The 23,358-nt window shown below is 54.5% G+C and carries 24 protein-coding genes and 2 pseudogenes; 10 read left to right on the forward strand and 16 right to left on the reverse strand.

Annotation, left to right across the window (positions count from 1 at the left end; all coding sequences use genetic code 11):
• Positions 1-159 precede the first annotated feature (159 nt).
• Both H7B90_RS10795 and H7B90_RS10800 read left to right on the forward strand, forming a co-directional pair.
• On the forward strand, positions 160-1,050 hold the full coding sequence (locus tag H7B90_RS10795; RefSeq protein ID WP_185135877.1) for a helix-turn-helix domain-containing protein: 891 nt from the start codon (positions 160-162) through the stop codon (positions 1,048-1,050).
• A gap of 53 nt (positions 1,051-1,103) precedes the next feature.
• A complete protein-coding gene (locus tag H7B90_RS10800) occupies positions 1,104-1,445 on the forward strand; it encodes a hypothetical protein (protein ID WP_185135878.1) in 342 nt (113 codons plus the stop codon).
• On the opposite strand, the gene H7B90_RS10805 is transcribed toward H7B90_RS10800, so the two are convergent.
• Entirely contained in the window at positions 1,442-1,780 is a 339-nt protein-coding gene (locus H7B90_RS10805; RefSeq protein ID WP_246578887.1) for a hypothetical protein, read from the reverse strand. The genes H7B90_RS10800 and H7B90_RS10805 overlap by 4 nt on opposite strands.
• A gap of 145 nt (positions 1,781-1,925) precedes the next feature.
• On the opposite strand from H7B90_RS10805, the gene H7B90_RS10810 reads away from it, so the two are divergent.
• The gene (locus H7B90_RS10810) at positions 1,926-2,804 is read left to right on the forward strand and encodes an AraC family transcriptional regulator (protein ID WP_185135880.1); all 879 of its coding nucleotides are present in this window, start codon (positions 1,926-1,928) and stop codon (positions 2,802-2,804) included.
• Between the two features lie 90 nt (positions 2,805-2,894).
• Here H7B90_RS10810 and H7B90_RS10815 read toward each other — a convergent pair whose 3' ends face one another.
• From H7B90_RS10815 to H7B90_RS10835, 5 genes are all read right to left on the reverse strand, one after another.
• Positions 2,895-4,070: an ABC transporter substrate-binding protein gene (locus H7B90_RS10815; protein WP_260410935.1), complete on the reverse strand. Its 1,176-nt coding sequence runs from the start codon at positions 4,068-4,070 to the stop codon at positions 2,895-2,897.
• Between the two features lie 238 nt (positions 4,071-4,308).
• Entirely contained in the window at positions 4,309-5,316 is a 1,008-nt protein-coding gene (locus H7B90_RS10820) for a glycoside hydrolase family 172 protein (RefSeq protein ID WP_246578885.1), read from the reverse strand.
• Between the two features lie 136 nt (positions 5,317-5,452).
• Positions 5,453-6,298 (reverse strand): carbohydrate ABC transporter permease, encoded by an 846-nt coding sequence (locus tag H7B90_RS10825; protein WP_185135882.1) that lies wholly within the window; start codon positions 6,296-6,298, stop codon positions 5,453-5,455.
• Positions 6,299-6,310: 12 nt separating this feature from the next.
• Positions 6,311-7,186, reverse strand: a complete 876-nt coding sequence (locus H7B90_RS10830; RefSeq protein WP_185135883.1) for a carbohydrate ABC transporter permease — start codon at positions 7,184-7,186, stop codon at positions 6,311-6,313.
• 50 nt (positions 7,187-7,236) lie between these two features.
• Entirely contained in the window at positions 7,237-8,511 is a 1,275-nt protein-coding gene (locus tag H7B90_RS10835) for an ABC transporter substrate-binding protein (protein WP_221481996.1), read from the reverse strand.
• A gap of 211 nt (positions 8,512-8,722) precedes the next feature.
• On the opposite strand from H7B90_RS10835, the gene H7B90_RS10840 reads away from it, so the two are divergent.
• A complete protein-coding gene (locus tag H7B90_RS10840; RefSeq protein ID WP_185135884.1) occupies positions 8,723-10,528 on the forward strand; it encodes a cache domain-containing sensor histidine kinase in 1,806 nt (601 codons plus the stop codon).
• Positions 10,529-10,534: 6 nt separating this feature from the next.
• The gene (locus tag H7B90_RS10845) at positions 10,535-12,154 is read left to right on the forward strand and encodes a response regulator transcription factor (RefSeq protein ID WP_185135885.1); all 1,620 of its coding nucleotides are present in this window, start codon (positions 10,535-10,537) and stop codon (positions 12,152-12,154) included.
• A 40-nt stretch (positions 12,155-12,194) separates the two neighbouring features.
• On the opposite strand, the gene H7B90_RS10850 is transcribed toward H7B90_RS10845, so the two are convergent.
• Both H7B90_RS10850 and H7B90_RS10855 read right to left on the reverse strand, forming a co-directional pair.
• Positions 12,195-12,413: a hypothetical protein gene (locus H7B90_RS10850; protein ID WP_185135886.1), complete on the reverse strand. Its 219-nt coding sequence runs from the start codon at positions 12,411-12,413 to the stop codon at positions 12,195-12,197.
• A gap of 99 nt (positions 12,414-12,512) precedes the next feature.
• The gene (locus H7B90_RS10855) at positions 12,513-13,088 is read right to left on the reverse strand and encodes a TetR/AcrR family transcriptional regulator (RefSeq protein WP_185135887.1); all 576 of its coding nucleotides are present in this window, start codon (positions 13,086-13,088) and stop codon (positions 12,513-12,515) included.
• Between the two features lie 157 nt (positions 13,089-13,245).
• Between H7B90_RS10855 and H7B90_RS10860 the strand changes: the two genes are divergently transcribed.
• Positions 13,246-14,181 carry a ketopantoate reductase family protein gene (locus H7B90_RS10860; protein WP_185135905.1) on the forward strand — a complete coding sequence of 312 codons (936 nt, stop codon included), beginning with the start codon at positions 13,246-13,248 and terminating at the stop codon, positions 14,179-14,181.
• 64 nt (positions 14,182-14,245) lie between these two features.
• Here H7B90_RS10860 and H7B90_RS10865 read toward each other — a convergent pair whose 3' ends face one another.
• Positions 14,246-14,884: a nitroreductase family protein gene (locus H7B90_RS10865; RefSeq protein ID WP_185135888.1), complete on the reverse strand. Its 639-nt coding sequence runs from the start codon at positions 14,882-14,884 to the stop codon at positions 14,246-14,248.
• A gap of 119 nt (positions 14,885-15,003) precedes the next feature.
• On the opposite strand from H7B90_RS10865, the gene H7B90_RS10870 reads away from it, so the two are divergent.
• On the forward strand, positions 15,004-15,354 hold the full coding sequence (locus tag H7B90_RS10870; protein ID WP_185135889.1) for a MerR family transcriptional regulator: 351 nt from the start codon (positions 15,004-15,006) through the stop codon (positions 15,352-15,354).
• Positions 15,355-15,416: 62 nt separating this feature from the next.
• Here the strand turns inward: H7B90_RS10870 and H7B90_RS10875 are convergent, their stop codons facing one another.
• The gene (locus H7B90_RS10875; protein WP_185135890.1) at positions 15,417-16,640 is read right to left on the reverse strand and encodes a multidrug effflux MFS transporter; all 1,224 of its coding nucleotides are present in this window, start codon (positions 16,638-16,640) and stop codon (positions 15,417-15,419) included.
• A 67-nt stretch (positions 16,641-16,707) separates the two neighbouring features.
• A pseudogene (locus H7B90_RS10880) lies at positions 16,708-17,208 on the reverse strand (zinc-binding dehydrogenase); the annotation flags it as partial.
• 2 nt (positions 17,209-17,210) lie between these two features.
• Between H7B90_RS10880 and H7B90_RS32880 the strand changes: the two are divergent.
• Positions 17,211-17,366, forward strand: a pseudogene (locus H7B90_RS32880) (MATE family efflux transporter); the annotation flags it as partial.
• Between the two features lie 170 nt (positions 17,367-17,536).
• On the opposite strand, the gene H7B90_RS10885 reads toward H7B90_RS32880, so the two are convergent.
• Positions 17,537-18,583 (reverse strand): acyl-CoA dehydrogenase family protein, encoded by a 1,047-nt coding sequence (locus H7B90_RS10885; RefSeq protein ID WP_185135891.1) that lies wholly within the window; start codon positions 18,581-18,583, stop codon positions 17,537-17,539.
• 38 nt (positions 18,584-18,621) lie between these two features.
• The gene (locus H7B90_RS10890) at positions 18,622-19,143 is read right to left on the reverse strand and encodes a DUF4242 domain-containing protein (protein ID WP_185135892.1); all 522 of its coding nucleotides are present in this window, start codon (positions 19,141-19,143) and stop codon (positions 18,622-18,624) included.
• Positions 19,144-19,350: 207 nt separating this feature from the next.
• Between H7B90_RS10890 and H7B90_RS10895 the strand changes: the two genes are divergently transcribed.
• Entirely contained in the window at positions 19,351-19,794 is a 444-nt protein-coding gene (locus H7B90_RS10895; RefSeq protein WP_185135893.1) for a winged helix-turn-helix transcriptional regulator, read from the forward strand.
• Positions 19,795-19,807: 13 nt separating this feature from the next.
• Here the strand turns inward: H7B90_RS10895 and H7B90_RS10900 are convergent, their stop codons facing one another.
• The 3 genes from H7B90_RS10900 to H7B90_RS10910 are packed head-to-tail and all read right to left on the reverse strand — an operon-like array spanning position 19,808 to position 22,370.
• Complete coding sequence (locus H7B90_RS10900) at positions 19,808-20,569, reverse strand: ABC transporter permease (RefSeq protein WP_185135894.1); 762 nt, start codon at positions 20,567-20,569, stop codon at positions 19,808-19,810.
• Between the two features lies 1 nt (position 20,570).
• Positions 20,571-21,554, reverse strand: a complete 984-nt coding sequence (locus H7B90_RS10905) for an ABC transporter substrate-binding protein (RefSeq protein WP_221481997.1) — start codon at positions 21,552-21,554, stop codon at positions 20,571-20,573.
• Between the two features lie 30 nt (positions 21,555-21,584).
• A complete protein-coding gene (locus H7B90_RS10910; protein ID WP_185135907.1) occupies positions 21,585-22,370 on the reverse strand; it encodes an ABC transporter ATP-binding protein in 786 nt (261 codons plus the stop codon).
• Between the two features lie 255 nt (positions 22,371-22,625).
• Here H7B90_RS10910 and H7B90_RS10915 point away from each other — a divergent pair, with 255 nt between their 5' ends.
• A complete protein-coding gene (locus H7B90_RS10915; protein WP_185135895.1) occupies positions 22,626-23,195 on the forward strand; it encodes a TetR/AcrR family transcriptional regulator in 570 nt (189 codons plus the stop codon).
• Positions 23,196-23,358: the final 163 nt, after the last annotated feature.

A 23,358-nucleotide genomic window follows, 5' to 3' on the forward strand; every position in this document is an offset into this window, starting at 1 on the left:
TCGGATCGGCGAAACCCCGATAGAACAGGGATCTTCGACGACGAATCGCCGTCCGACTGTCTCCCCCAGTATAGTTCGTGGTACACTAAGCGAGAATGGAAGATCGAGACTCTATTTGTACAAAACCGACTTCTACGGGATAGGGAGCTGGAATCCGGCATGCTGGCGATGAACACGGAATACGTTCCCCGGATCAAACTGATGGGCTTCGTGTCGTACAAGGCGCCGTGGATTCACTTCCGCCGGACGACCGACGAGCATATCCTCTACTTCATCAAGAGCGGGGAGCTGCATCTTCAAGAGAACGGCACGCCTCACATTCTGCGGAGAGGCGACGTTCTGCTGCTCGAGCCTCATCTGGAGCACGAAGGCTTGGAGAAGCATCTATGCGATTACTACTTCGTTCACTTCGAGCATCGCGATATCCGCCCGTGGCCGGAGGAAGACAAGCTGGCGCTGGCGAAGAGGGTGCTGCTGGAGGACGACGATTCCTCCGAGGGGTCCGAGCTTTGTTTTTTTCCGAAACGCTTCACGTTCGAAGACCGCAATGCCTTCCACCGGGCGCAACGCGAGATGAACGAGATTCTGGCCCTGCACCGGCGCAAGCGCTACAACCGCTCCTTGACGGCGCTCAAGTGGGCCGAGTGGATGATCGAGACGTCCCGCGAGTATTGGATGTCCGAGCTGCAGAGCCACGACAAGCGTCCGTCCCGGTCTTACCGGAAGGTGAACGCGCTGCTCGATTACCTTCATACGCACTACACGGAGCGGATCACGGGCGAGATCATCGAGAAGGAATTCGACTGCAGCTACGACTACATCAATCGGGTGTTCCAGGAGGCGACGGGCCACACGATCAGCCGGTACGCGAACCTGGTGCGGATCAACCACGCCAAGGAGCTGATCGAGGCTACACATCTGAGCATGAACGAGATCGCGTACTTGACCGGCCTGAACGATCCGTTCTACTTCAGCAAGGTGTTCAAGAAGTTCGTCGGCCTCTCGCCCACCCAGTATTACAAGAAGGTCCGGGAGACGATGTCGATGTAGAGGTTACATTCCACTGATTAATGAACCTCGTCGGGGGAGAGAATAGGCGAGGGGTGAATCAGACTGCAACGGCTCGGCCGGTCTCGAAGGAAGAGTTATTGGAAGATGCTCTCTTGCAGCAGCTTCATCCGGTTATTTACTCCACCTTGCAGATCTTGTATCACGAGAAATACCCGGCTATGGATCATGAACGGATCGTTCGGATAGCTTCGTATTTAACGGGTTTTCGACCGGACCGGCAGGCTTCGGCATTGGGCGGCGCCAAGGTCTTTCAAATAATCGTTGTGGTTAGAGCCGTCCGCCATCATCAAGTCGTTCGAATGGTTCTAAATAACGAGCGCGGAGCGAACCTCTACTCGGTATCCGAGATCAAACAAATGAACATACGCGACTAGCCATCAATCGCTTCTATGTACAAGTACTTATCCTTGTTGAAAAAAATAGAGTAGGGCATCATAAAGGGACTCAAATAGCGCCATCCCTTAATCGGAGAGCCGCAACGGAATTTGCGGACTTCATTGTCTTGCAAGCGGAACGCGAGCCGGTTGCTTCCGCACCAATCGATTTTCAAGCGGATCTCGTGTTCGCCCGGCTCCAATTCGATCTTCATCGTTCCGCCGTCCTGAATCGTTCCTCTCTCGATATCGTCGACGATCACTTCGTAGCTTCTGATTTTGTTGACGTATTGCGACGTTCTCGAGATCTCGATATAGGCGCTGTTCGTTCCCACGCCGTTCACCTCCTTAAATCGTATAAGTCTCGGCGCTTCCATTATAAAATATTTCCAGAGACTCAAGCACCTGCAATATCGGAACCCGAAATGTCGGATGGCTGCATCCGGTTCCTGCTAATCTTGAAGGCAAGGAGGTGATCTTGTGGATGGGCTGAAGAGCTTGAACGAGGCGATGAAGTATATCGAAGACAACCTGGAGCACGAGATCGACTACAAGGAAGCGGCGAGACGGGCTCACTGCTCCGAGCATCACTTCAAAAGAATGTTCTCGTTCCTCGCCGGCGTATCGCTGTCCGAATACGTCCGACGCAGGCGTCTCACCCTCGCCGCCTTCGAGCTGAGGGACGGCGGCGCCAAGGTGCTCGACGTCGCGGTCAAGTACGGCTACAACTCGGCGGATTCGTTCGCGAGGGCGTTCCAGCAGATGCACGGAATGACGCCGTCCGAAGTCCGGTCGAGCGACCATGCTCTCACGGCCTATTCGCGGATGACCTTCCAATTGACGATTCAGGGAGGAAGCGAGATGAAGGTTCGTATTTTAGACAAAGAAGCTTTTCGCATCGTCGGGTTGTACAAAAGGGTTCCCATCCAGTTTGGCGGGGTGAACCCGGCGATCGCCGCCATGTGGGAAAGTCTGGATCCAGGCAAGATCGCCCGGCTCAAGGCCATGTCCGACGTCGAGCCGAGGGGATTCGTGAGCGCGTCGACGAACTTCTCCGAGGGCCGGATGGAGGAACGGGGCGAGCTCGACCACTATATCGGAGTCGCGACGTCGAAGGAGGCGCCGGACGATCTGGCGAAGCTGGAGGCGGCCGCCTCGACCTGGGCCGTGTTCGAAGCGGTCGGCCCGTTCCCGGAGACGCTGCAGAACGTATGGGGGCGCATCTACTCCGAGTGGTTCCCGTCTTCGAATTACGAGCTGGCGGAGGGCCCGGAGATGCTGTGGAACGAGCACAGCGACGTGACCTCGCCGACGTACCGCAGCGAGATTTGGATTCCGGTAGTTGCTAGAAAAGAATAGACTGCGCTTATCGAAAAAAGACCGGAGAAGCCTCGATCGGGCGATCGGGCTTCTCCGGCTTTTGCGGTTATTTGGCCTGCTCTTTGTCGCTCAGCTTGAGAACTCGTCCCAAATTCTCTGAAATTCCTGCAGCATGCGTTCTTTATTCATCTGCTTGCCGATATAAGCCTGTATCTGGACAGCCATCTGGGAAGTGTTGGCTTCATAGCCGGGGTATCGCTGCCACATCCACGGAAGCGTCTTCCCCGCCTTTAGATACTTCATGACGTCGTCGGCCAGAGAACCGAGTTCCCCTTGGCGGATCGGCATGCTTCGGAAAGGCGGAATGAGCTTGGCGTCCACAAAAAATTGCCGTCCTTCCGCGGAAGTCGCTATCCAGTTCAAGAAGGCTTTGGACTCCTCTATCACGCCGGAATTCTTGTAGATGACCCAGTAGTTAGGAACGCCGACCTGAAGTTTGTCCATTGCCGAGGCGTCGTTATTGATCGGCATTGGAAGAAAGCCGATGTCGAGGTTCGGATTCATCTTGTCAAGCTGCAGCTGCGTCCATATTCCCTGCTGCATCATGGCCGCTCGGCCGGCCGCGAAATTCGCCATCTGCGTGTTATAATCCGTCTGAAGCGAATTGGGCTGTCCGTACTCTACCGTCAAGTCGACCAGATTCGTCCACTGCTTCAAAATGGAGTTATCCGTCAGCTTCGCATGCCCGCTCTTCACCTCTTCGACGAAATCGAACGGGTTCGGCTGGGCGGCGAACGCCAAGTTAAGCAGATGGTTGCCTATGATCCACCATTCCGCATAGCCGTTTTCGAATGGCTGGATGCTCGCAGCCCGCAGCTTCATAGCCGCTTCCCGCAACTCGGCCAATGTAGTCGGAAGGTGGACGATGCCCGCTTTACGGAAGAGCTCCTTGTTATAAATAAAGCCCCACCCTTCAACCACAAGGGGCATGCCGTACACCTTGCCGTCTGCCATAATCCCCGGCTTCGTCAAATCGACCAAATCGCTTACCCACGGCTGATCGGACAGATCCTCCAGATACTCCTGCCAGAGATCGAGATCGGTATATCCGGCAACGAAGAAAAGATCCGGCTTGTCGCCGGAATTGAATCGCGTTTTCAACGCCGCGCTGTAATCGCAGCCGCCCCCGCAAGTGTCGATGGAGATGCGGACGCCTGTTTCCTTCTCGTATTGCTTGGCCAGCGCATTAAGTTGCTCGGCCATTTCGACCTTGAAGTTGAATACATGGACCGTTCGATCGGGCATGTCGGCGGTCGCGATCTCCCCCGCTTCATTCGAGGCGCCGTTCCCGGAGATCCCGCATCCGCCCGCGAGAAGGGCTAGAAGGAGCAAGACGACGAGCTGGAACCGATATCCCTCTATACGTCGAATCATGTCGGCATTCCCTTCGTTCTTCTTCAAGTAAGACGTACAACAAGTATAACGTTCGCATGAAGAATAAGATAGGCGCTGTCCATTCTCCGCTCTTGCCCTCAAGGACCGATTATCTCGGCCAACGCTCCTCCTTGCCCGGCAACGGTCCGAACGGCTGGTGCGGCTCCGTCTGGTACCAATACGCGACCGACGCCACATCGTCTTGCCGCTCGAACAATCCCTTTTTGTACACCCCGATCTGCTGTATCGTCACCTTCAGATCTTGGCGGAAGCGAATGGGATCGGGAATATGCCAACGGTAGAAGCCCCTCATCGGGGGGGTGTCGTCGTTGTGATACGGATTGTGGACGGAATCGTCGTGACTGGAGTAATAAGGGTATCCCATAAACGGCGTGTTGTACGTGTTCTCGACGGTCTTCCCGTTCTGCTGCGTCGCAAAGCTCCATGCCCCGCCGAAATAATCCTCGGTCCCGGTACCGCAGATGGTCGGATATTCCTCGTCGCCGTCGATGTACATTTTGATCTCGCCTTCTCCCCACCAATAACGCTCAAGCGCCGTAAGCGCAAGATACGTACCGACATATTGCCCGGCCCCTCTGACTTGGTCCAGAATGACGTAATCTTCCCCTTTGGTCGTGATCGGCTGTCTTCTCCACTGCGCGTGGAAGTACGCCGTCTCCTCCGGCAGTTCGTCATGCAAGCAATAGTCGATTTGATAAAACAAGGCGGGGATCGGAGCTTCATGTTGGTTTTCGATCGTAATTCTCGCTTTGCTGCGAAACGGCATCGGGAAATAGCTATTGAAGCCTCTCGTCGGATTGACGACGATCGGCATGGAATTGACGACGCAGCCTCTGCCGAAGCCGTTGCAAAAGAAATCGCCCAAGGGACTTTCTACGGAAGGGACCGTCTCGTCGTCCCAGTACATGCGCAGTACCAGATCGCGCAGCACGAAAGTGTCGGCCTCGGTGCGATCGGTTACGGTGATCCAGATATGCTCGATGATTCCGGGTCCTGCGATCTCCGCTAAAGTCGCCGTAGCGCCGGGCGCTACATCGCGAATGCAGGGCGAGCCTTTGCGGGAAGGGCCGAGATGGCTGGCCGCCATCCCTCCCATGCCTTTCTCCCCCGTCGGATTCTCAGCGTTAATGGCACGGCTCCGACCCGGCTTAATGAGCGGGAGCGACGATAGCCCTCCCAAGAATGGATTTCCGTACATCCGAATGTCTCCTCTCCATGAACTCGTTATTCGCTTAACCTTTCACGCCGCCCGCCATGATGCCCTCCATAATCTGCCTCTGGAAGAAAGCGACGAAAACGATGATCGGCAAAATGATGATCCACCCCATGGCGCTGACCAGGTCCCAAGGCACGGCATACATATTGTCCCGCAAAGGAAGCTGGGTGATGGCGGTAGACAACACCGAGATGCCGTTCGAGTAAAATAGCGGCGTGAAGAAGTTGTTCAGACATGTAATAAAATTGACAATACAGACCGTAGCGAGCGCCGGCCTTAGCAGCGGCAGCGTCACATAGTACATCGACTGAAGAAAGCCGCAGCCGTCGATAGACGCGGATTCTTCTATGGAGACCGGGATGTCGTTCAAGTAATTCTGCAGAATGAGAATCGAGAACGGAAGAATGCCGCTGATGTACAAGACGATTAGTCCGGCGTACGTGTCGTACAGATGAACGTATCGCAGAAAATCATAAAGCGGCCGTGCCGTTACGACATCGGGAATAAGCATGGAGGCCAACAGGAAGGCGACGGCCAAGGATAAGCCCTTGCTGCGAAATCTCGAGAAGCTGAAGGCCGCCATCACGGACACGATCATGCCGATTAGGATGGATAATCCGACGATAATGAGGGTATCTCTGATTTTGGCTAACAGCCCGACGTTCTCGATCAGGAATCGGTAGCTGTCAAGCGTCGGGTGAGCCGGCCAATATTTCAACGGCTTGGCGAACAGTTCTCCTGCCGGAGTAATGGACGAGATGAAGATCCACCATAGCGGGAAAAGGATGAGAAACGCTACAATGGCGGCCAGTCCCCACATCAGAAGTACGGGGAACAGTCGTCTCGAGCGGTTGGAAACCATAACGATCGCTCCTTAGTAGTCTACACGCTTGGCTGCGGACATGCTGAGGCCGCTAAGCGAGGCCATAACCAGAAACAGCACGATAGCGATGGAAGCGGCATACCCGGTGTTCAGATTCGTGAATGCTTCGGTCGTCACCCGATAAGCGACCAAAGCCGTACTCTCGCCGGGTCCCCCGCTCGTCATCGCGTAGACGACATCGAAGGACGTCATTCTCCACATCGTGAAGAAGATGCAGAGAACCAGAATGTTCTTCGAGAGCAGCGGCAGCGTGATGGCAAAGAAGGATTGAACGCTCCCTGCTCCATCGATCTTGGCTGCTTCGTACATGTCCGAAGAGATGAATTGCAGCCCGGCTAACACGAGAATCGCAAAGAAGGGAAGGTCCTTCCACAAATCGACGGCGATGACGGCATTGCGGGCAGTACCCGTATGAATGAGCCAGTTCAGCTGGAACGAAGGATCAAACCACCGGATGAAGTTGTTGACGAGCCCGTAGTCGTTGTTGAACGCCCACTTCGATGCCATCGCGATGACTACCATCGGCATCGCCCACGGAAGCAGAACGATCGTGCGAAGCACCTTCTGCCCGGCGAACTTCATGTTGAGAATAAGCGCCAGGGCGATGCCGAGAATGAGGTGGCCGGCCATGGAGCCGACCACGAACAGGACAGTGAACGAGATGGACGCGATCATCTTGGAGTCGTGGAACATGTCGACGTAATTCCGGAACCCGACGAACCGGTGAATGCCCTGCAGCAGTTTGACTTCGAAGAAGCTGATGCGGAACGTCTCCGCGATCGGGTACAGGGTCGTGAAAATTCGAATGAGCAGGGCCGGCAGCACAAGGATCCACGCGATGGTCAAATATTTTTTGCTTGCATACATGGGAACGCGCCTTTCTTGTGAAGTGTAAAGACCGGCTTGCCAGCCAGCGATTATTTATACCGGTCGACGGCCTCCTGCGCCTTCTTGCAGAACTCGTCCAGCGTGATTTTGTCCTGAATGTAGTTCTGGAACTGCGTTCCCATCTCGGAGATGAACTCCATGGTCTGGGGAAGCATCGGACGGCCATGGATCTCGTTCGTCTTCTGGATCTCGGCGTATACGTCTTTAATATCGCCGGCAACCGCGTCGCTGGCCGCGACGTCGGCTCTCGCAGGATAACGGTCGAAGTTGTTCCACCCGTTAAGCTCGCCGTCTTCGCTGGCCGCGTATTTCAGGAACTTGATCGCCGCTTCCTTGTTCTTGGATGCCGAGTTGAGCACATAGCTCCAGGAATCGGTGAAGATGCTCCGCTTCGCGAACATCGGCATATTGATCATATGAATCTGATCCTTGCCGTATCGATTCGCCTTCTTGTAGTCCGTGCCCGTCCCCCACATGAACACCATGGCATACTTGCCGTCAATAAACTTCTGGTTCATCTGCTCGTACTTGTCCGCGATTTGATCGACTGGCGTTACCTTCCAGGTATTGGCCATGTCGTACATAAACTTAACGGCCTTCCGGCTGCCTTCGTTCGTCCAATCGAAGTAGTCGCCGCCGAACAGATTGACAAAGGTGGCGATCTCATTGAAGACGTAGGTTTTCTCCCAGGATCCGCCATAACCGTATTGGCCGTCTTTCGTGGACGCCTTCAGGAACTTCACGAAGTCCTCTTCGTTGTCGATCGAAGTCATCCCGGCCGCATCGAGCTTCTTCTGGTCCACCCATAAGGCGAGATAGCCGGAATAGCTGGGCACTCCGATGACGTCGCCCTTGGTTGAAGTCAGCATATCCTTCATGTACCCTTGCGGCAGCTGCTTCATGATGTCTTCCGTCAATACCGAATTCTGCAACGGCTCCAGCCACCCCGCGTTCTTGAAGGACGTCGCCATCTCGTCGTTGATCTCGAGCACGTCGACCGAGCTGTCGCCGGAGGAGAGGATCGTCGATACCTTCTGCTGGCGGGTGTCCGAATCCGTCGGAGCCGCAACCCATTTGATCTTTACGCCGCTCTTCTCCTGCGCTTCGTTAAGCCATTCCTCAAACTTGGGATTGGTAGATTGGATCGTATAGAGCGTAATTTCATCCTGCCCTCCGGAACCGCTTGTACCGGTCGAAGAGGACCCGGCAGGAGCCGCTCCGTTCCCGTTTGAACCGGAGCAGCCTGCCAGCATAGCGGTGACAGCCAAAGCGGACGCGAACAGTAATGCGCCTGATTTTCTCACTCGTAACCCTCCCTGTTTTTGTAAGCGCTATCGTTCGAACAGGTTCAGTATACCCGCATCCTTAGGCCTCGAAATACGAACGGCTTTGAACAAAAAGGTGTAAATTTGTGATCGCGCCGGGGTGCAAGCTAATGCCGCCAACAAACTATTGAACTCCCTTCGAATCGCGTGGTAGACTGATTACCAATTCCGGGAGCGAGGAGTATACGCCATGAAGTATCCCAGCAGCATACGGAATAAACTGAGTTTATTTCTGCTTATCGCCATCCTGGTTCCTATCGCCGCCTCCATTCTCATCTCCTATTTTTATACCAAGCACTCTCTCAAGGATGAAGCCGTTCGGGAGAATTCGAACACGGTGCGCCAAGGCGCGACGAGCGTCATGAACCTTCTAAGCCAGATGAACTCCATCTCTCTGTATGCCTACAACAACATCCAAGAGACGAACAGCTTGTACAACATTCTGGAGCGGGGAAGGAGAGACTTCATCGTGGAGAACAATCTCTATTCCGGCCTTCATGGGATCGCTCAATCAGCCAAGGATATCCAGCAAGTTTATCTATATTCCGATCTGGCCGATCAATCCTACCTGCTCATCGACGGCTATCTGAAGCGGGAAGCGGGACATGCGGGGCTAGACGGTCATTATGCGCAGCCTTCGAACAAGGACGACCCTTATTTCGAACCTCCCCATCCTTCCCACAATTACGGCATGGAGGAATTCCCGTACAGCCCGACCAATACCGTTCTTACCATCCATCGACCGGTGTACCGCGCCCCGCTCAAGGAACGAATCGGAATTCTGTCCATCGACTTCAAACTCGACGGTCTTCGCAATATCGGCAATATGCTATACGATCGAGGGAATGAGGAGCTGTACTTGCTGGACGATACGGGAACGGTGCTGTATTCGTCCGAGGAAGATCTGATCGGCCGCAAGCCAGCTTACGCTTGGCTGCAGCATGCCCGCTACAGCTTCTACAAGTCCGGCCATTTCGACTGGCGGGATTCGTCCTTCGACGGCATCGTCGTCTACGAGAAGTTCGAGCTGATCGGCCGAACGTGGATGGTCGCCAAGGAAATTCCGAACCGGTACTTATATACGAACGCTTCCCGCGTCCTGCGTATCAACATGCTCGTTCTGGTCACGTTCCTCTTCGTGGCCGTCGCCGCGACTTTGTTCATCTCCGTCAAACTGACGACGCCGATCAAGAAGCTAACGGAATCGATTCGCAAAATCAAGCTGGGAAAAATGCGGCTGGATATCGATTGGGAACGAAGCGACGAGGTTGGCGTGCTCGGGCATGCGATCAAAAACATGGTCGATACGATCGATAATCTGATCATGCGGGAGCTTCGGCTGGAGCTGGCCAACAAGGATAATCAGCTCAAGGCGCTTCAGGCCCAGATCAATCCGCATTTTATTAACAATACGCTGCAATCCATCGGTTCCGTCGCCCTGCATCATCGAGTTCCCAAAATTTATGAGCTGACCGCCTCGCTGGGTTTGATGATGCGCTATCATATGAACACGGAAGAATCGATTGTGCCCTTGTCCAAGGAAATCGCCCATACGGAAGCCTATTTGGAGCTGCAGAAGCAAAGATTCAAAGAGCGACTCGTCTTCCGAATCGAGGCGGAAGAATCCATCCTCGGCGCCCTTGTGCCCAAGATGACCTTGCAGCCCATCGTGGAAAACTGCTTCAAACACGGCTTCGGGGAGAGCATGGACGCCGCCGAAATTCGAATCCTTGCGAGACCGGAAGAGGATCGTCTTCTCCTCTTCGTCGAGGATAACGGTTCGGGCGTCTCTCCCGGACGCCTGCAGGAGCTTCGAAGCCAGATTGAACAGGAAGCTTCCGCAGACATACGGGGCGGCGGCAGCGGTATCGGCTTGATGAATGTCGTATCCCGCCTGCGTTTGTATTATGACGAATCGATACAAGTATCCGTCGGCCCTGCGGAGCCGAACGGATTCGCGGTCGTCATCCGTATTCCTTGGCGAAAGGCGGTGTAATCCGATATGAAAGCGCTAATCGTTGACGACGAAGAGGATGTGCGCGACTCGATCCGGATGCTGGTGGATTGGGAGGCGTACGGCATAACGGACATTCTGGAAGCGTCCAATGGGGGCGCCGCGATGGAGCTTATCCGCGAAGAGAGACCGGAGATCGTCTTTACCGATATGAAAATGCCGGGCGTAGACGGCTTGGAGCTGCTTCAGTGGATCGAAGGCGAATGTCCCGGTTCCAAACGGATCGTCATTAGCGGTTATGACGACTATACCTATATGCGTCGAACGATAAAACACGGAGGGCTGGATTATCTGCTGAAGCCGATCAACCGCGGCGAATTGCTTGATGCCCTGCGCAACGCGGTGAACTCCTGGCGCAAGGAGGAAGAGGAACGAAGATTGTCCTTGAAGAAGAACGTAGAGATCAACCAGACCATGCCGGCGTATTGGGACAAAGTGCTGTCGAGCGTCGTCTCCCAGCCAGGCTATTTCCGGTCCGTCGCTGCCGAGTTAAGCGCCGCTTTCGAATGGTCCGGCGAGCAGGAATTCCAAGTCGTTCTTTTGCCAATGGATCCTCTTCCTCGTATCGTTCTTCGAAAGTTCGGCCGGAACCTGGATCTTTTGCACTTCCTAATGACGAACATCTGCAATGAGATTCTGGGTTCCGTCCGGTCCGGATTCGCCTTTAAGCATACCGATCCGAACCATGGCATCGTACTGCTGTATACCGGCGATCTTAACGAGCTGGACACGAAGCTGGTCGAGATGAACGACGCCTTCGCTCGCATTCTCGGCACTCGTTTTCGCTTTGCCTACAATAGAAAGACGTTCGTCGCGGAAGCGATGCATTTGGGATTTCTTCAAGCGATGCAGGCGGCTCGATCCATCTCCTTCCTTCAGGATGCCAAGTGGATTTATTCCGGCGAGACGGCCTCGGCCCAATTAGGAAAACGCGTCGTTCTGGCCGATTATGGCAGTCGAATAGCCGTCGCCGTCTATAGCGGAGACCTAAATAAAATCGAACATGCCGTTGCCCAGTGGATCAAAGCGATCGAGCAGATGCAGGGGGTTACTCTTGAGCATCTAAAGTACTGGCAGTACGAGTACGAGCTGTTGCGGGACCGCATCCTGCGGGAAGCGAACATGGAGCCGACCTCAACCGAAAATCCCCTATTCATCTCCCCATCCATATTCCCGATCGATTCGGAAGGAAGATTGTCCCTTGCGGATATGCATCGCGAATGGACCGAAACGTTCGGACAAATGGGGAATTGGTTGAGAAAGGTTCGGCCGAAGGAGAACAACGTTATTTATGCCGTGAAGCAGTATATTGATGCGAATTACCGGGAGAATCTATTGCTGCAGGAAGTCGCCGGGCAGTTCTTCGTTAGCCGCGAGTACGTATCCCGCAAGTTCAAGCAAGAGTTCAACGAGAATATCTCTGATTACCTAGAGCGAGTCCGCATCGAACACGCCAAGGCTTTGCTCTCCAATATGCAGTATTCGATCTCCTCCGTCGCGGAGATGGTCGGTTATCAGGACGCGAGATATTTCAGCAAGATCTTCGGCAAGCTAACGGGTATGTCTCCACGGGAGTACCGCAAAAAGACAGGATCCGCAAAAGCCTAAAAGCCTCGATCGGGCGATCGGACTTCTCCGGCTTTTGCGGTTACTTGGCCTGCTCTTCGACAAGGATCGGCGGACCGCCTACTGTAATGTTCAACGGTTCGGCTTTGGGTTCCACTCGTTTGAAGCTCTTCGCGACAGGCTCCGAATGATAGTAGCCGGATGGCTTCATGGACGAAGCGGACGAATCAAAAGCGGTGAAAAAGAACAGCATCGATACGGCGATTGTCAAACCTATAACAACGATCTCCGTTCTCCTCATGAATCCATTCCTTTCAAAGGAATCCATCTCTTAGTTGATTATGCAGACGGATTGCGCCTTCTGAATGTTGCAGCCTCCCTTCCCTTCATTCTCTTCTTCTTATACGCGGTCTGCCGACCCCGCGAGGATTATCCGATTCATCTCCAGAAGGGACCATAGCCGCTCCGTCAATTCTTCCGCGGAACAGGGCATGGATTGGGCGAACCACCATTCGATCACTCCGACGATCGCCGAACTCATGAATTGCGCGAATATCGATTGGCCTAGATCGTCTAAGCCTACATTATATTCCGTCATATACGCCATGAACTGTTTGCTAACCATTCTGCTCAGATGAACCCGGAACGAAGGAACGTCTTTTATGCTTAACAGAGCCTTATACAATAAAGCGTTTTTTTCGATTTCTTGAATCGTGCGAAGCAAAGGCGTTTTCGTCGGAAATGGACCCGTCGCGTCCGCGGAGTAGCACATTTCCACCAAATGGATCAATTGATTCTCGATGCACTTGTCCAACAAATCGTATTTGTCCGCGTAATGCGAATACACGGTGCCTCGATTGACATCGGCGCGCTCCGCGATGTCGTTGATCGTTATTTTATCGAATTCCTTCTCGGCGATCAGATGCATCAGGGCATTCATGATCGCGGTTTGGTTTTTTTTAACTCTTCGGTCCACGGAGAGATCTCCTTTTTTAATCAATCCGATGCAGTCTGTTGAAAAACCGACAAAACCGTTGCATCTAGCGATTGCCGCTTGTCGGAGGGATTGCTAATCTGATTTTATTCAATGAACGATCGAAAAACAACGATTGTTGAAAAAAGGGGATTCAACGATGAGGATATTGGTTTACGGAGCGGGCGTTCTAGGCAGCTATCTGGCTCATGTATTGGCGCGCGGAGGGAATGAGGTTGCCGTACTGGCAAGAGGCAAGAGGGCGGAGCAGCTTACGACGAACGGACTTGTCATTCGCCATTACTTCCAGCGTCGCAATACGGTCGATGAAGTGAAGGTCATTCGCGAGCTTGCGCCCGACGATCTCTACGATCTTATTTTTGTCGTAATGAAGTACAATGATTTCCCGGCCATCCTGCCTATACTAGCGGAGAATCCGTCTTCTAATATCGTTCTCGTGGGCAATAATGCGGATGCGCGGGGGATGCAGAATGTTCTTCAGGAACAGAGCAAGGGGAAGAAAAACATCGTCTTCGGCTTCCAGATCAGCGCTGGAACCCGCGAAGAGAGCGGACGCATCGTCTGCATCCGCGGAGGCGGACAAATGGTAGCAGGCAGCCTGGACGGCGAGATCTCCATCAAGCCGATTCTGGAGAACGCTTTTCGCAAAACGAAGTACAAGTTGGTCTATCATGAGGATATCGACGCCTGGCTTAAAAGCCACATCGTCTTGATCGTCGCCTTGAACTCGGTGAGTTACCTTCACGACGGCGATTTAGCTCGAGCCTCGAAGGACAATAAACTCTTGCAGCAAGCCATTGACGTGATGGACGAAGGGTTCCGGGTACTCGAGAGCCTGAATTACGCGATCACTCCCGCCAGTCAAGCCGCCTTCGTTCGGAAGTATAGACGGATCTTCTACCATGGCCTCAAAATCATTCATAAATTGCCGTTTATGAAGTTGATCGACGGATCGTTCAGCGAAATCGCCGCTCTGTACGATTCGTTCGGGAAGCTGAAAAAGCAAACGAATGTCGCAACTCCCCATTGGGACGAGTTCGAGAAGAGAACGATGGCCAAGTTTGTTGGCCGCTAGAATGCAAAAAAGCGATGGATCGGCTCCATCGCTTCCATGTTATTTATAATCTCGGATAAGATGGTTATCTCCAAAACGTAATCTTATCGGCGCTTAATCGAACCGACTCGTGCCCCTCTTCTTTCGCTTTTCCTATCGAGATCATCATTACCGGAGCATAGCGTTCTTCGTCCAAGCCGAATGCTTGCGCTACCTGGTCGGTCTCGAAGCCTGCCATCGGATTCGTATCGTACCCGTGCGCGCGCGCGACTAACATGAACTGCATGGCAAACAGGCTGCTATCGATTTTGGCGACTTCGACTTTCAGCTCTTGGGGCAGAGTCGGATACATCGACAGAATGGTTCCGAGCTGACGGTCTCGCACTTCGGCCGGCATCTTCCCTTGTTCCACGGCCGTATTGTAAATTTCCTCCGCATATAAATAACATTGAGTATCGCCGAAAACGATCAGCATGGCGGAAGAAGTATCATTTTGCGCCGTATTGAACCGAACCAGAGGCCTTAATTTCTCTTTGCCCTCCGGAGTATCCGCCACGACTACGCGCCAAGGCTGCATATTGGCGGAGGATGGAGCCAGACTGGCTTCCGAGATCATCTCGCTAATCTCTTCTCTCGATATTTTAACGTTCTCGTCATAATGACGGACGGAACGACGCCCCTTGACGATCTCGGCAAAATCGTTATTGGAAATTTGGTTAAACATAGAATCTCTCCTTTTGATAACGTTGATTTTATTGACAGGGGATCTGTCTGTTCGTTATCCTAATCGCATTATGAACTATAAACCTAGGTTTATAGCAACAACGATAGATGAGGTCCAAGATGAGAATAAATGAAGTGTCGAAAGTAACCGGTCTGCCCATATCGACCTTGAGATTCTATGAGCGCAAGAACCTGATTCCGGACCGATTCGTTCAAAGAGACGGCAACAATTATCGGGTTTATTCCGAAGAGATCGTCGAATTTCTGGAGGATGTAAAGTCGCTTTTATCCGTAAATTTCTCTATAGAGGAGATAAGTTTGCTAATCGATGAATTACCGTACGAGGCAAAGAAAGAGATCGTCGAACAAAAAATCGCGGAACTAGATGAGATCCAGAAGCGCTTGAGAAAGTCGAAGACATTCTTGAATGCGGTCCTGGAAGGTAAAGCGAAGTTTCAAACCGAGTGCTAAGGATACGCGGCTCCGTAAAAAAGAACAGGCACTCCCCTATCGGCGGAGTGCCTGCAATACGATCACATTTCGTGCTGAATGGTTCTGCGAGGACCTCTGCCCCTTCTTACAAGCAAGAAGTTGGCGAGCATCGCGGCGGTGCTCGTCGCTAGAATGATAACCCCCAGCGGAACGGCCGTGTCTTCTCCCGCAATGCCGACCAGCGGCGCAACGACCGCGCCCAGCAGGAAGGGAATGACGCCCAGCAGCGCGGCCGCGCTGCCCGCCATATGGGCCTGGCTCTCCATGGCCAGAGGGAAGGCGGCGGTCGACGTAATGCCGATCGACGCTACGAACAAGAATAGCGGTATCACCAACGCGTAGAGCGGTCCGTGGGCGATCGCCACGATTAAGACGGCGATGCTCGCCAATAAGGCCATCCACAGGCCGAATAAGAGAAAGGCTTGCTCGGATACGCGATGCGCCATCCGTCCGACGAGCTGGGACCCGATAATCAGGCTGATCCCGTTCGAGCCGAACAGTAGAGCGAATACGGTCGGAGAGGCTCCGTAAATATTCTGATAGATAAAGGGCGTTCCCGATACGTACGCGAAGACCCCCGCGATCATAATGCCCTGCGCCAGCATGTAGCCGACAAATTGGCGGTCTCGCAGCAGCATTCCGTAGTTGCGGACCTGCTGCGCGAAGTTGCTCGGCTTGCGGCGATCGGGCGGCAGCGTCTCCGGCAGACGCCACTTGGTCATCGTCCATAAGTACGCTCCGAGCACGGTCAGCGCGATAAAGACGCCGATCCAGGTCGTGAACGACAGGATGCCGCTGCCGGCGACCGGTGCCGCGAGAGGTCCCAAATTGCCTACCAGCAGGAGCAGAGAGAAAAACTTGGTGAGCTCGTGACCGCTGTATAGGTCGCGTGCGATCGCGCGCGAGATGACGATGCCCGCCGAAGCGGCAAACCCTTGCACGAACCGGAATACGATAAGAAGCCCGATATTCGGCGAGAAGGCGCATGCGAGCGAAGAGACGACATAGACGGCCATCGAGATGAGCAACGGATTGCGTCTGCCGTGGACGTCGCTCAGCGAACCCATCACAAGCTGGCCGATGCCGAGTCCGAGCAAGCAGGCGGTGAGACTGAACTGAACGAGCGAAGCCGTCGAATCGAATTGCTTCACGATCTCCGGGAATGCCGGAAGGTACATATCGATCGTAAACGGCCCCAGCGTCGAGAATAAACCTAGCAGCAATGCTTGTCTGAACACGCTCGGATTGTTGTTCTTCTTCTTCATGATGTCGGAGAATCTCCCTCTTCAAGCAAAAGGCGCGCCGTGAAGGCGTGCCCCAATAGTTTACTTATTATACATTCCCCAACGTGCTAATGTCGATAACGAATCGATAGCGAACGTCGGAAGCGAGGACGCGTTCCCAAGCCTCGTCGATCCGGTCGGCGGAGATGAGCTCGATCTCGGGCGCGATGCGGTGTTCGGCGCAGAAGTCGAGCATTTCCTGCGTCTCGCGAATGCCGCCGATCATCGAGCCGGCGAACGACCGGCGATGGCCGATAAGCGAGAATACGTTCACGGACAGCGGCTCCGCCGGCGCGCCGACGTTGACCAGCGTTCCGTCCAGCGCGAGCAGCGACAGGTAGGCGCTCATATCGATGGCCGCGCTCACCGTGTTCACGATAAGATCGAACGAACCGGCCAGCTTCTTGAACGTCTCCGGATCGCTCGTAGCGTAATAGCGGTCCGCGCCAAGACGCAAGCCGTCTTCTTTCTTGCTCAGCGTTTGCGATAGAACGGTAACCTCCGCTCCCATGGCATGGGCGAGCTTCACGGCCATATGCCCGAGCCCGCCAAATTCCCGTGTTGTATATCGCCAATCGAATGAACGGCTTCCACGGGGTCGTCTGGTCGCTCGTCATTGCGGATGCCGTCGCCTTCCTGGTCGGCGCCGCCATGCTGTACGTTCTGCGAAACAAATTGCAGCCGGAAATGGAGCCATTCGCACAGTAAAAAGCCTATCGAACGCAAGGAGGCAGGATAAGGGGAATCCCCAATCCTGCCTTTTTTAGCGCAATTGTTATCTCTGGTTCCCGTGTCTCGCCCGAAACTCGGAGGGAGTGACGGACACAACCTTTTTAAACGTCCGGAGGTCCGGCCACCGCCGAAACTGCCCGCCCAGCCTAACGTGTCAGCTTCTCCAGATGCCGGACGGTCGGAGTAAGGCTGGCGAGAAAGTACGCTTCCCTTAGCCGACGCGAGGGCGCGCTGTCCCGAACATAGCCGGCGCTGCCCCAGTGCAGCATATCTGCCTGCACGGCCTCGAGCGCGAAGTAGACGACGGCGAGCCGAAGTCGCAGCAGTTCCGGCCAGCGACCGGCCAAATCGTCGGTTCCTGCCAGCAAATAAGCCCGCTCCCGCAACGATTCCAGCTTGGCCGCTAATTCTTCCGCCTGCATCGGCAAATAACGGTTGCACCCGCCCTGCCGATCCTTCGCCTTGTGGATCGAGTCGATCGCGGCCGCTCCGACGCCAAGTCCGAGCGGGATTTGATAGAGGACGAACGTTGGCCGGATCTTCTCGACGAACGAATCGACCCGCTCGGCGACGATCCACTCTTGCGGCGCGAACACCCCGTCGAATTCGCATGCATACGTCGCGCTCCCGTTCAGCCCCAAATAGCCGTTCCGTTCGCGCAATGTCAACCCGTCTGCCGAACAAGGCACGAACGCCATAATGCGCTCTTCCTCATTCAAGGATGCGATTACGCCGAACCCGTGCTTCTCGCCCAGATTGGACACCATTGGCAGCTTGCCGCGAATCCGGTACCCGCCGTCGGCCGGCTCCGCCTGCAAATAAAGCGTGTCCAGACCAGCGTAAAATTTGAGCGGATTGGACAGCCCCGTACCGCCGAGCAGTTCGCCTCCCTCCAGTTGCGACAGGACCGTCTCGCGCAGATAACGGTTCGCAGTGTGGCGCAAGTACGTCGCCGCCGCTAGATGGCACCAGAAGTTGAAGCCCGTCGTCATGCACGCTTCTGCCGTCCGCTCGATCAGCCGGACGTCGGAGACGCGCACTTCTCGCTCCGTCTTGCCCTGCGACGACAGTCTGCCGCTGCGGCCGACCTCCCGCAGATAGCTATCGGGATAATAGGCCTCCGCGTCGATCCGCTTGACGAACGGCCGCAAATGCTTGCGAATGAGCCGCCCAAGCTCCGTTTCCGTTTCCATCCCATTTCCTCTCCTTCTCCCGCCCGTCCTTCAGCTTCTTACTCCCGCTGCAATATCGAAGTGATCGAATCGACCGGCGTCTGTACCGCCTGCCTCGCCCGGAGGACGGCCGCTTCATCCGGCGCCTGGTAGAAGCAGAGGCACTTCGTCATGTCCTCGCATACGTACGTGCGGGCGAATGACACTTCAGGCACTTCCGCATAGTGAACCGAGTTCTGCCGCTTACGTTCCAGGTACTGCTCCATCGTAAGTCCTTCGGGAAAGTTCCATTCAACCAGGTAGTTGACCGTGCCGGATCGGCGCTTCACCTCGTCCAGCTCCTTCCCGACCAGCCGAACTTCCTTGATCAAGGCGGCAGGAAGATCGGCAGCTCCCAGGCTGCCCGCCACCTGCTCTTGTCCTTCGCTTTCGAAAATAAAGAATGCCTTGGAAAAATCGCCCGCCACCTGAACCTCGATCAGGCTAGCCCCTCCTTGCGCGGCCAGCTCTAGCTTCCGTTCCAGCTCCGCCCGATCCCGCACCGTTTCATTAAGCGGAGATTCGACCAAATAAAGTGTCATCTTCCTACTCTCCCTCTCCATACGCAATTGGATGATTTTCCCCGACATGAACTCCGACGGACGGGGATACCCGTAGTGTAGATCAGTAGGTTAATAAAATCAACTAACTATATTAAATAAACTAAATGTACGAACACTACACAGTTACCGGACGTATGCTATAATGAACACCAGAGCGATACGTTCCGAACAGGAGGCTTCATTTCCATGAAGGAAAGATACGATTTGCCGTGCAATATCGCCCAGACGCTTAACATCATCGGCGACCGCTGGACGCTGCTCGTGCTGCACGAAATATTAATCGGACAAACCACGTTCAACCAGATCAAAAAAGCGCTGACCGGCATCTCCTCCAAGCTGCTGTCCGAACGACTGAAGTACTTGGAAGAAAGCGGCCTCGTGACGGCGGTGCTGTACTCCGAACATCCGCCCCGCTACCGCTACGATCTGACCGATAGCGGCCGCGACCTGGAGCCCGTGTTCAACTCCATGCTCATGTGGGGCGCCCGCCATTTAAAAAAGTGCTATAAAAAGCTCGTCCACAAGGACTGCGGCCACGAAGTTCGGCCGGCTTACTATTGCGAGCATTGCGGCCAAAACGTAGACGACCTGCAAGTCGTCGTGCTGGAATCCGAGCTGAAGAACGCCTGAGCCTAAGCGCACGTCACTTCTCCATTCCCCACTGCCTCCCGACCCAGCGCTCCAACAGGCCGACCGTGCGGTCCAGCAGCAAGCCGAACACGCCGATCAACACGATGCCGGCCATGACGAGGTCGAGCCGCAGCACGTTCCGGCTGTCGACAATCAGGAAGCCGAGACCGGACTGCGAGCCGACCATCTCGCCGGAGACGAGGAAAATCCATGAAGTTCCGATCGCCAGGTGCAGTCCGTGCGCGATCTGCGGAAAAGCCGACGGGAAGACGATCCTCGTCAGAAGGCGCAGCGGCGGCAGCTCGAAGTTTTGCGCCACCTTCAGGTAGGTCGCGTCGACGCTCCGTACCGCCTTCACCGTCGACAGCAGTACCGGGAAGAACGCCGCCAGGAAAATGATGACGATCGCGGGCGCGTTGCCGATGCCGAACCAGAGCACGATGAACGGGGACCAGGCGATCGGCGAGACCGGTCGCAGCACCTGCACGATCGGATCGACAAGCGTCCACAGCGGGCGAATTCGCCCCAGCGTCAGGCCGAGCAGGATCGCACAGACGGAAGCGCTGAAGTAGCCGGCGGCGAACCGCAGCAGGCTGACCTGCAAATCCTCGAATAGCACGCCGCTTCTCGCCAGCTCGACGATGCCTTGGGCCACGTGCAGCGGAGAAGGAAGCAGCGAGCGGTCGTAATGGCCGATTTGGACAACGGCTTGCCAGGCGGCGACCAGCAGCAGAAGAGCGAACGCTGTAGCGGCCGTTTTGGAGAGGGGCCTCATTTCACTTCACCTTGTCCATAAACGACGGGTCCACGAAATCCTCGTAGGCGGGCGGGTTGTCCGACAGTCCCATCTCTTTCAAATAGCTGCGAAGCTGCTCGTAAGGCTCCTTCCCGATCTTCAGATCGTCGTATTTGATCCATTGCAGCGACAGGTTCAGTTCGTCGTCATTCAGGTTCATGTACTTTTTGAAATTTTGTTTAACCTCCGCGTCCTTCGTCTCCGCCTTTTGTCCCGCTTCGGCGTACGCCGCGACAAACGCTTGCACGGCTTCCGGCTGCTTACGGATCAGATCCCCGCGCAGCACGAGACCGCAGTCGACCGAATCGTCCCACAGGTCCTGCGATTGGTACAGCACCTTACCCTTGTGAATGACGACCGACTTCGCGCCGAACGGCTCCGCCACGACGTAACCCGCTATCCGGCCGCTTGCCAGCGCCGCTGGCATCTCCGCGGGCGCGAGTTCCACCGCTTTAACGTCTCCGTATGCCATGCCGGCTTTCTTTAGCATCTGGTAGAGCAAAATGTTATGCGTGGAAAAGGCGCTCGGAATCGCGAACGACTTGCCCTTCAGATCCTGCACTTTCCCGATGTCGTTGGCGACGACGACGACGTTGCCGTCCTTGTGGCCGAGCGCGACCGCTTTCAGGTCGATCCCTTGCTCCTTTGCCCTCATCGCCAGCTCCATCAGCACGGACGCCCCGTCGATCTTCCCGGCGTTCAAGGCGTCCATCAGGTCGGGCCACGAGCCGAACTTGATAAGCTGGAGCCGGAAGCCGTCGTAATCGCCGCCTTTCGTTTCCTCTTCTATGTATAAGGGACCGGCGTGGGTTATGGGCAGATAGCCGATTTTGATGACCGGCTTGTCTTCCGCCGACGAGTCGGAGGAGCGGGAGCCGCAAGCAGCCAGCGAAAACAAGACAAGGGCGAGAAGCGAAGTTGCGGCAAGTCGGATGAAGCGAACGAATGAAGCGCGTTTTTCCAAGATCGATCCCTCATTTTCGGAAAATAATAGCTAGATGGAAAACTCTGGCGCCGGCGCGGCGCGGGTCAGCTCGAACCGCTCGAGCACCGTCCGGCGAACGTGCAAGAAATCTTCGTGCCCGCGGTCCCGCGGCTTGGCGGCGGGGACGGCGAGCTCCGTGCGAATCGTGCCCGGATTCGCGCCCATGAGCAGCACCCGGTCGGACAAGTAAACCGCCTCGTCGATATCGTGCGTGACCAGAATGATCGTCGTGCGCTCCTCGCGCTGAATGCGCAGCAGCTCGTCCTGCAGCTGGTAGCGGGTGAACGTGTCGACCGCCGCGAACGGCTCGTCCATCAACAGCAGCTTCGGCTGCACGGCCAGCGCCCGGGCCAGCGCGACCCGTTGCTGCATGCCGCCTGACAGCTGGCGAGGGAACGCGCCCGCCTTGTCCTCCAGGCCGACCTTGCGCAAGTAGCGCATCGCCCTCTCCTTGCGCTCCGAGGCCGGCAGCCGTTCATTTTCGAGGCCGAGCTCCACGTTTCCGAGCACGGTGCGCCAAGGCAGCAAGCCGTAATGCTGGAACAGCATGATGCAGTTGCGGCTCGGCCCGGTCACCGGCTGCCCGTTTATCCGAACCGTTCCCTCGTCCGGACGCTCGAAGCCGCCCAGCAGATGGAGCAGCGTGCTTTTGCCGCAGCCGCTTTTTCCCAGAATGGAGATGATCTCGTTCTGTCCTACCTGAAAAGAAACGTCGTTCAGCACCGGCTCCGTTCTTCCTTTATGTGTGAAACGCTTGCTCAATCCCGTCGCTTCCAAGACCGTTTCTTGCCTCAGTTCAATCTCGCTCCTTTCTCAGTAATTCACATCAGTTTAGTCGGTATTGTAGTTATATTATTACACTTTGTATATAAAAGCAACTTTCTTTTCACTGAAGCTGCTGCGGTCGACCGCTTCTTGTATACTCTGAAATCGTCCAGTCGAAGGGGGATTAAAGTCAATACTGTAATCGTATAAAACTTTACTCAAGTAATGTTATGATGCTCTCCGTTAAATGATTTATAATAATGCCAAAGGAGTTGGGAGCAGGATATGAGCACGAGAGGCGCAACCAAAGAAGCCATTTTGTCTACAAGCCTAAATTTATTTAATAAATACGGATTCGATCAGGTTACGATCAATCAGATTTGCAATGAAATCAATGTGACCAAAACCGCGTTCTACTACCATTTCAAATCCAAGGACGAGCTGATTTCCGAATTATTCTCATTTGACAATATGATATCCAATGACGATTTGCTGGACATTCTATCTGTTACCGATTTTGCCGATCAAGCCATGAAGGCCATGGAAATATTGGTGAAGCACATGGTTCGTTTGGGAGTCGAAATGACCAAGGAAAATTACAGAATCCACCTTCGCAACGAAATCCCTCCCCTCGATAAGAGTAAATCGTCGTTACTCGGCAGCATTATTCCCACTTTGATCCAACGGGCCAAGGACGCGGGTCAAATCCAAAATCCGGCGAGTGCCGAAGATTTGCTCGATTCGATGTGCAATATCGCCAATGGAGTCATTCTGAATTGGGCGATCATGGGAGGCAGCTTCGATGTTCTGGAGGAAACCAGGAAGCGGTTTGGAATTTTGCTGGTCGTAAAATGAGATTGATTGTTGAAAAATAGAGCGCTCCGTTCAAAAGAAGGGGCGTTTTTTGTTTGCCTTATTTCCGGTTTCAGGCCAATCAAAATGATTATATTTACTATGGTATTGTTTTATCTTTACCACGGTAATATAATACGATTATTCCTTCATTAAGATTGGAGTG

The organism is Cohnella xylanilytica (assembly GCF_014212175.1).
GTDB lineage: Bacteria > Bacillota > Bacilli > Paenibacillales > Paenibacillaceae > Cohnella > Cohnella xylanilytica.

Excerpts from the sequence above, each read along its gene's own strand:
- H7B90_RS10860 (WP_185135905.1), top strand. The coding sequence starts at position 13,246 with ATGAGGATATTGGTTTACGGAGCGGGCGTTCTAGGCAGCTATCTGGCT.
- H7B90_RS10895 (WP_185135893.1), top strand. The coding sequence starts at position 19,351 with ATGAAGGAAAGATACGATTTGCCGTGCAATATCGCCCAGACGCTTAAC.
- H7B90_RS10865 (WP_185135888.1), bottom strand. The coding sequence starts at position 14,884 with ATGTTTAACCAAATTTCCAATAACGATTTTGCCGAGATCGTCAAGGGG.
- H7B90_RS10915 (WP_185135895.1), top strand. The coding sequence starts at position 22,626 with ATGAGCACGAGAGGCGCAACCAAAGAAGCCATTTTGTCTACAAGCCTA.
- H7B90_RS10875 (WP_185135890.1), bottom strand. The coding sequence starts at position 16,640 with ATGAAGAAGAAGAACAACAATCCGAGCGTGTTCAGACAAGCATTGCTG.
- H7B90_RS10845 (WP_185135885.1), top strand. The coding sequence starts at position 10,535 with ATGAAAGCGCTAATCGTTGACGACGAAGAGGATGTGCGCGACTCGATC.
- H7B90_RS10840 (WP_185135884.1), top strand. The coding sequence starts at position 8,723 with ATGAAGTATCCCAGCAGCATACGGAATAAACTGAGTTTATTTCTGCTT.
- H7B90_RS10825 (WP_185135882.1), bottom strand. The coding sequence starts at position 6,298 with ATGGTTTCCAACCGCTCGAGACGACTGTTCCCCGTACTTCTGATGTGG.
- H7B90_RS10885 (WP_185135891.1), bottom strand. The coding sequence starts at position 18,583 with ATGGAAACGGAAACGGAGCTTGGGCGGCTCATTCGCAAGCATTTGCGG.
- H7B90_RS10890 (WP_185135892.1), bottom strand. The coding sequence starts at position 19,143 with ATGACACTTTATTTGGTCGAATCTCCGCTTAATGAAACGGTGCGGGAT.
- H7B90_RS10850 (WP_185135886.1), bottom strand. The coding sequence starts at position 12,413 with ATGAGGAGAACGGAGATCGTTGTTATAGGTTTGACAATCGCCGTATCG.
- H7B90_RS10900 (WP_185135894.1), bottom strand. The coding sequence starts at position 20,569 with ATGAGGCCCCTCTCCAAAACGGCCGCTACAGCGTTCGCTCTTCTGCTG.
- H7B90_RS10795 (WP_185135877.1), top strand. The coding sequence starts at position 160 with ATGCTGGCGATGAACACGGAATACGTTCCCCGGATCAAACTGATGGGC.
- H7B90_RS10870 (WP_185135889.1), top strand. The coding sequence starts at position 15,004 with ATGAGAATAAATGAAGTGTCGAAAGTAACCGGTCTGCCCATATCGACC.
- H7B90_RS10820 (WP_246578885.1), bottom strand. The coding sequence starts at position 5,316 with ATGGGAGGGATGGCGGCCAGCCATCTCGGCCCTTCCCGCAAAGGCTCG.
- H7B90_RS10830 (WP_185135883.1), bottom strand. The coding sequence starts at position 7,186 with ATGTATGCAAGCAAAAAATATTTGACCATCGCGTGGATCCTTGTGCTG.
- H7B90_RS10815 (WP_260410935.1), bottom strand. The coding sequence starts at position 4,070 with ATGCCCGATCGAACGGTCCATGTATTCAACTTCAAGGTCGAAATGGCC.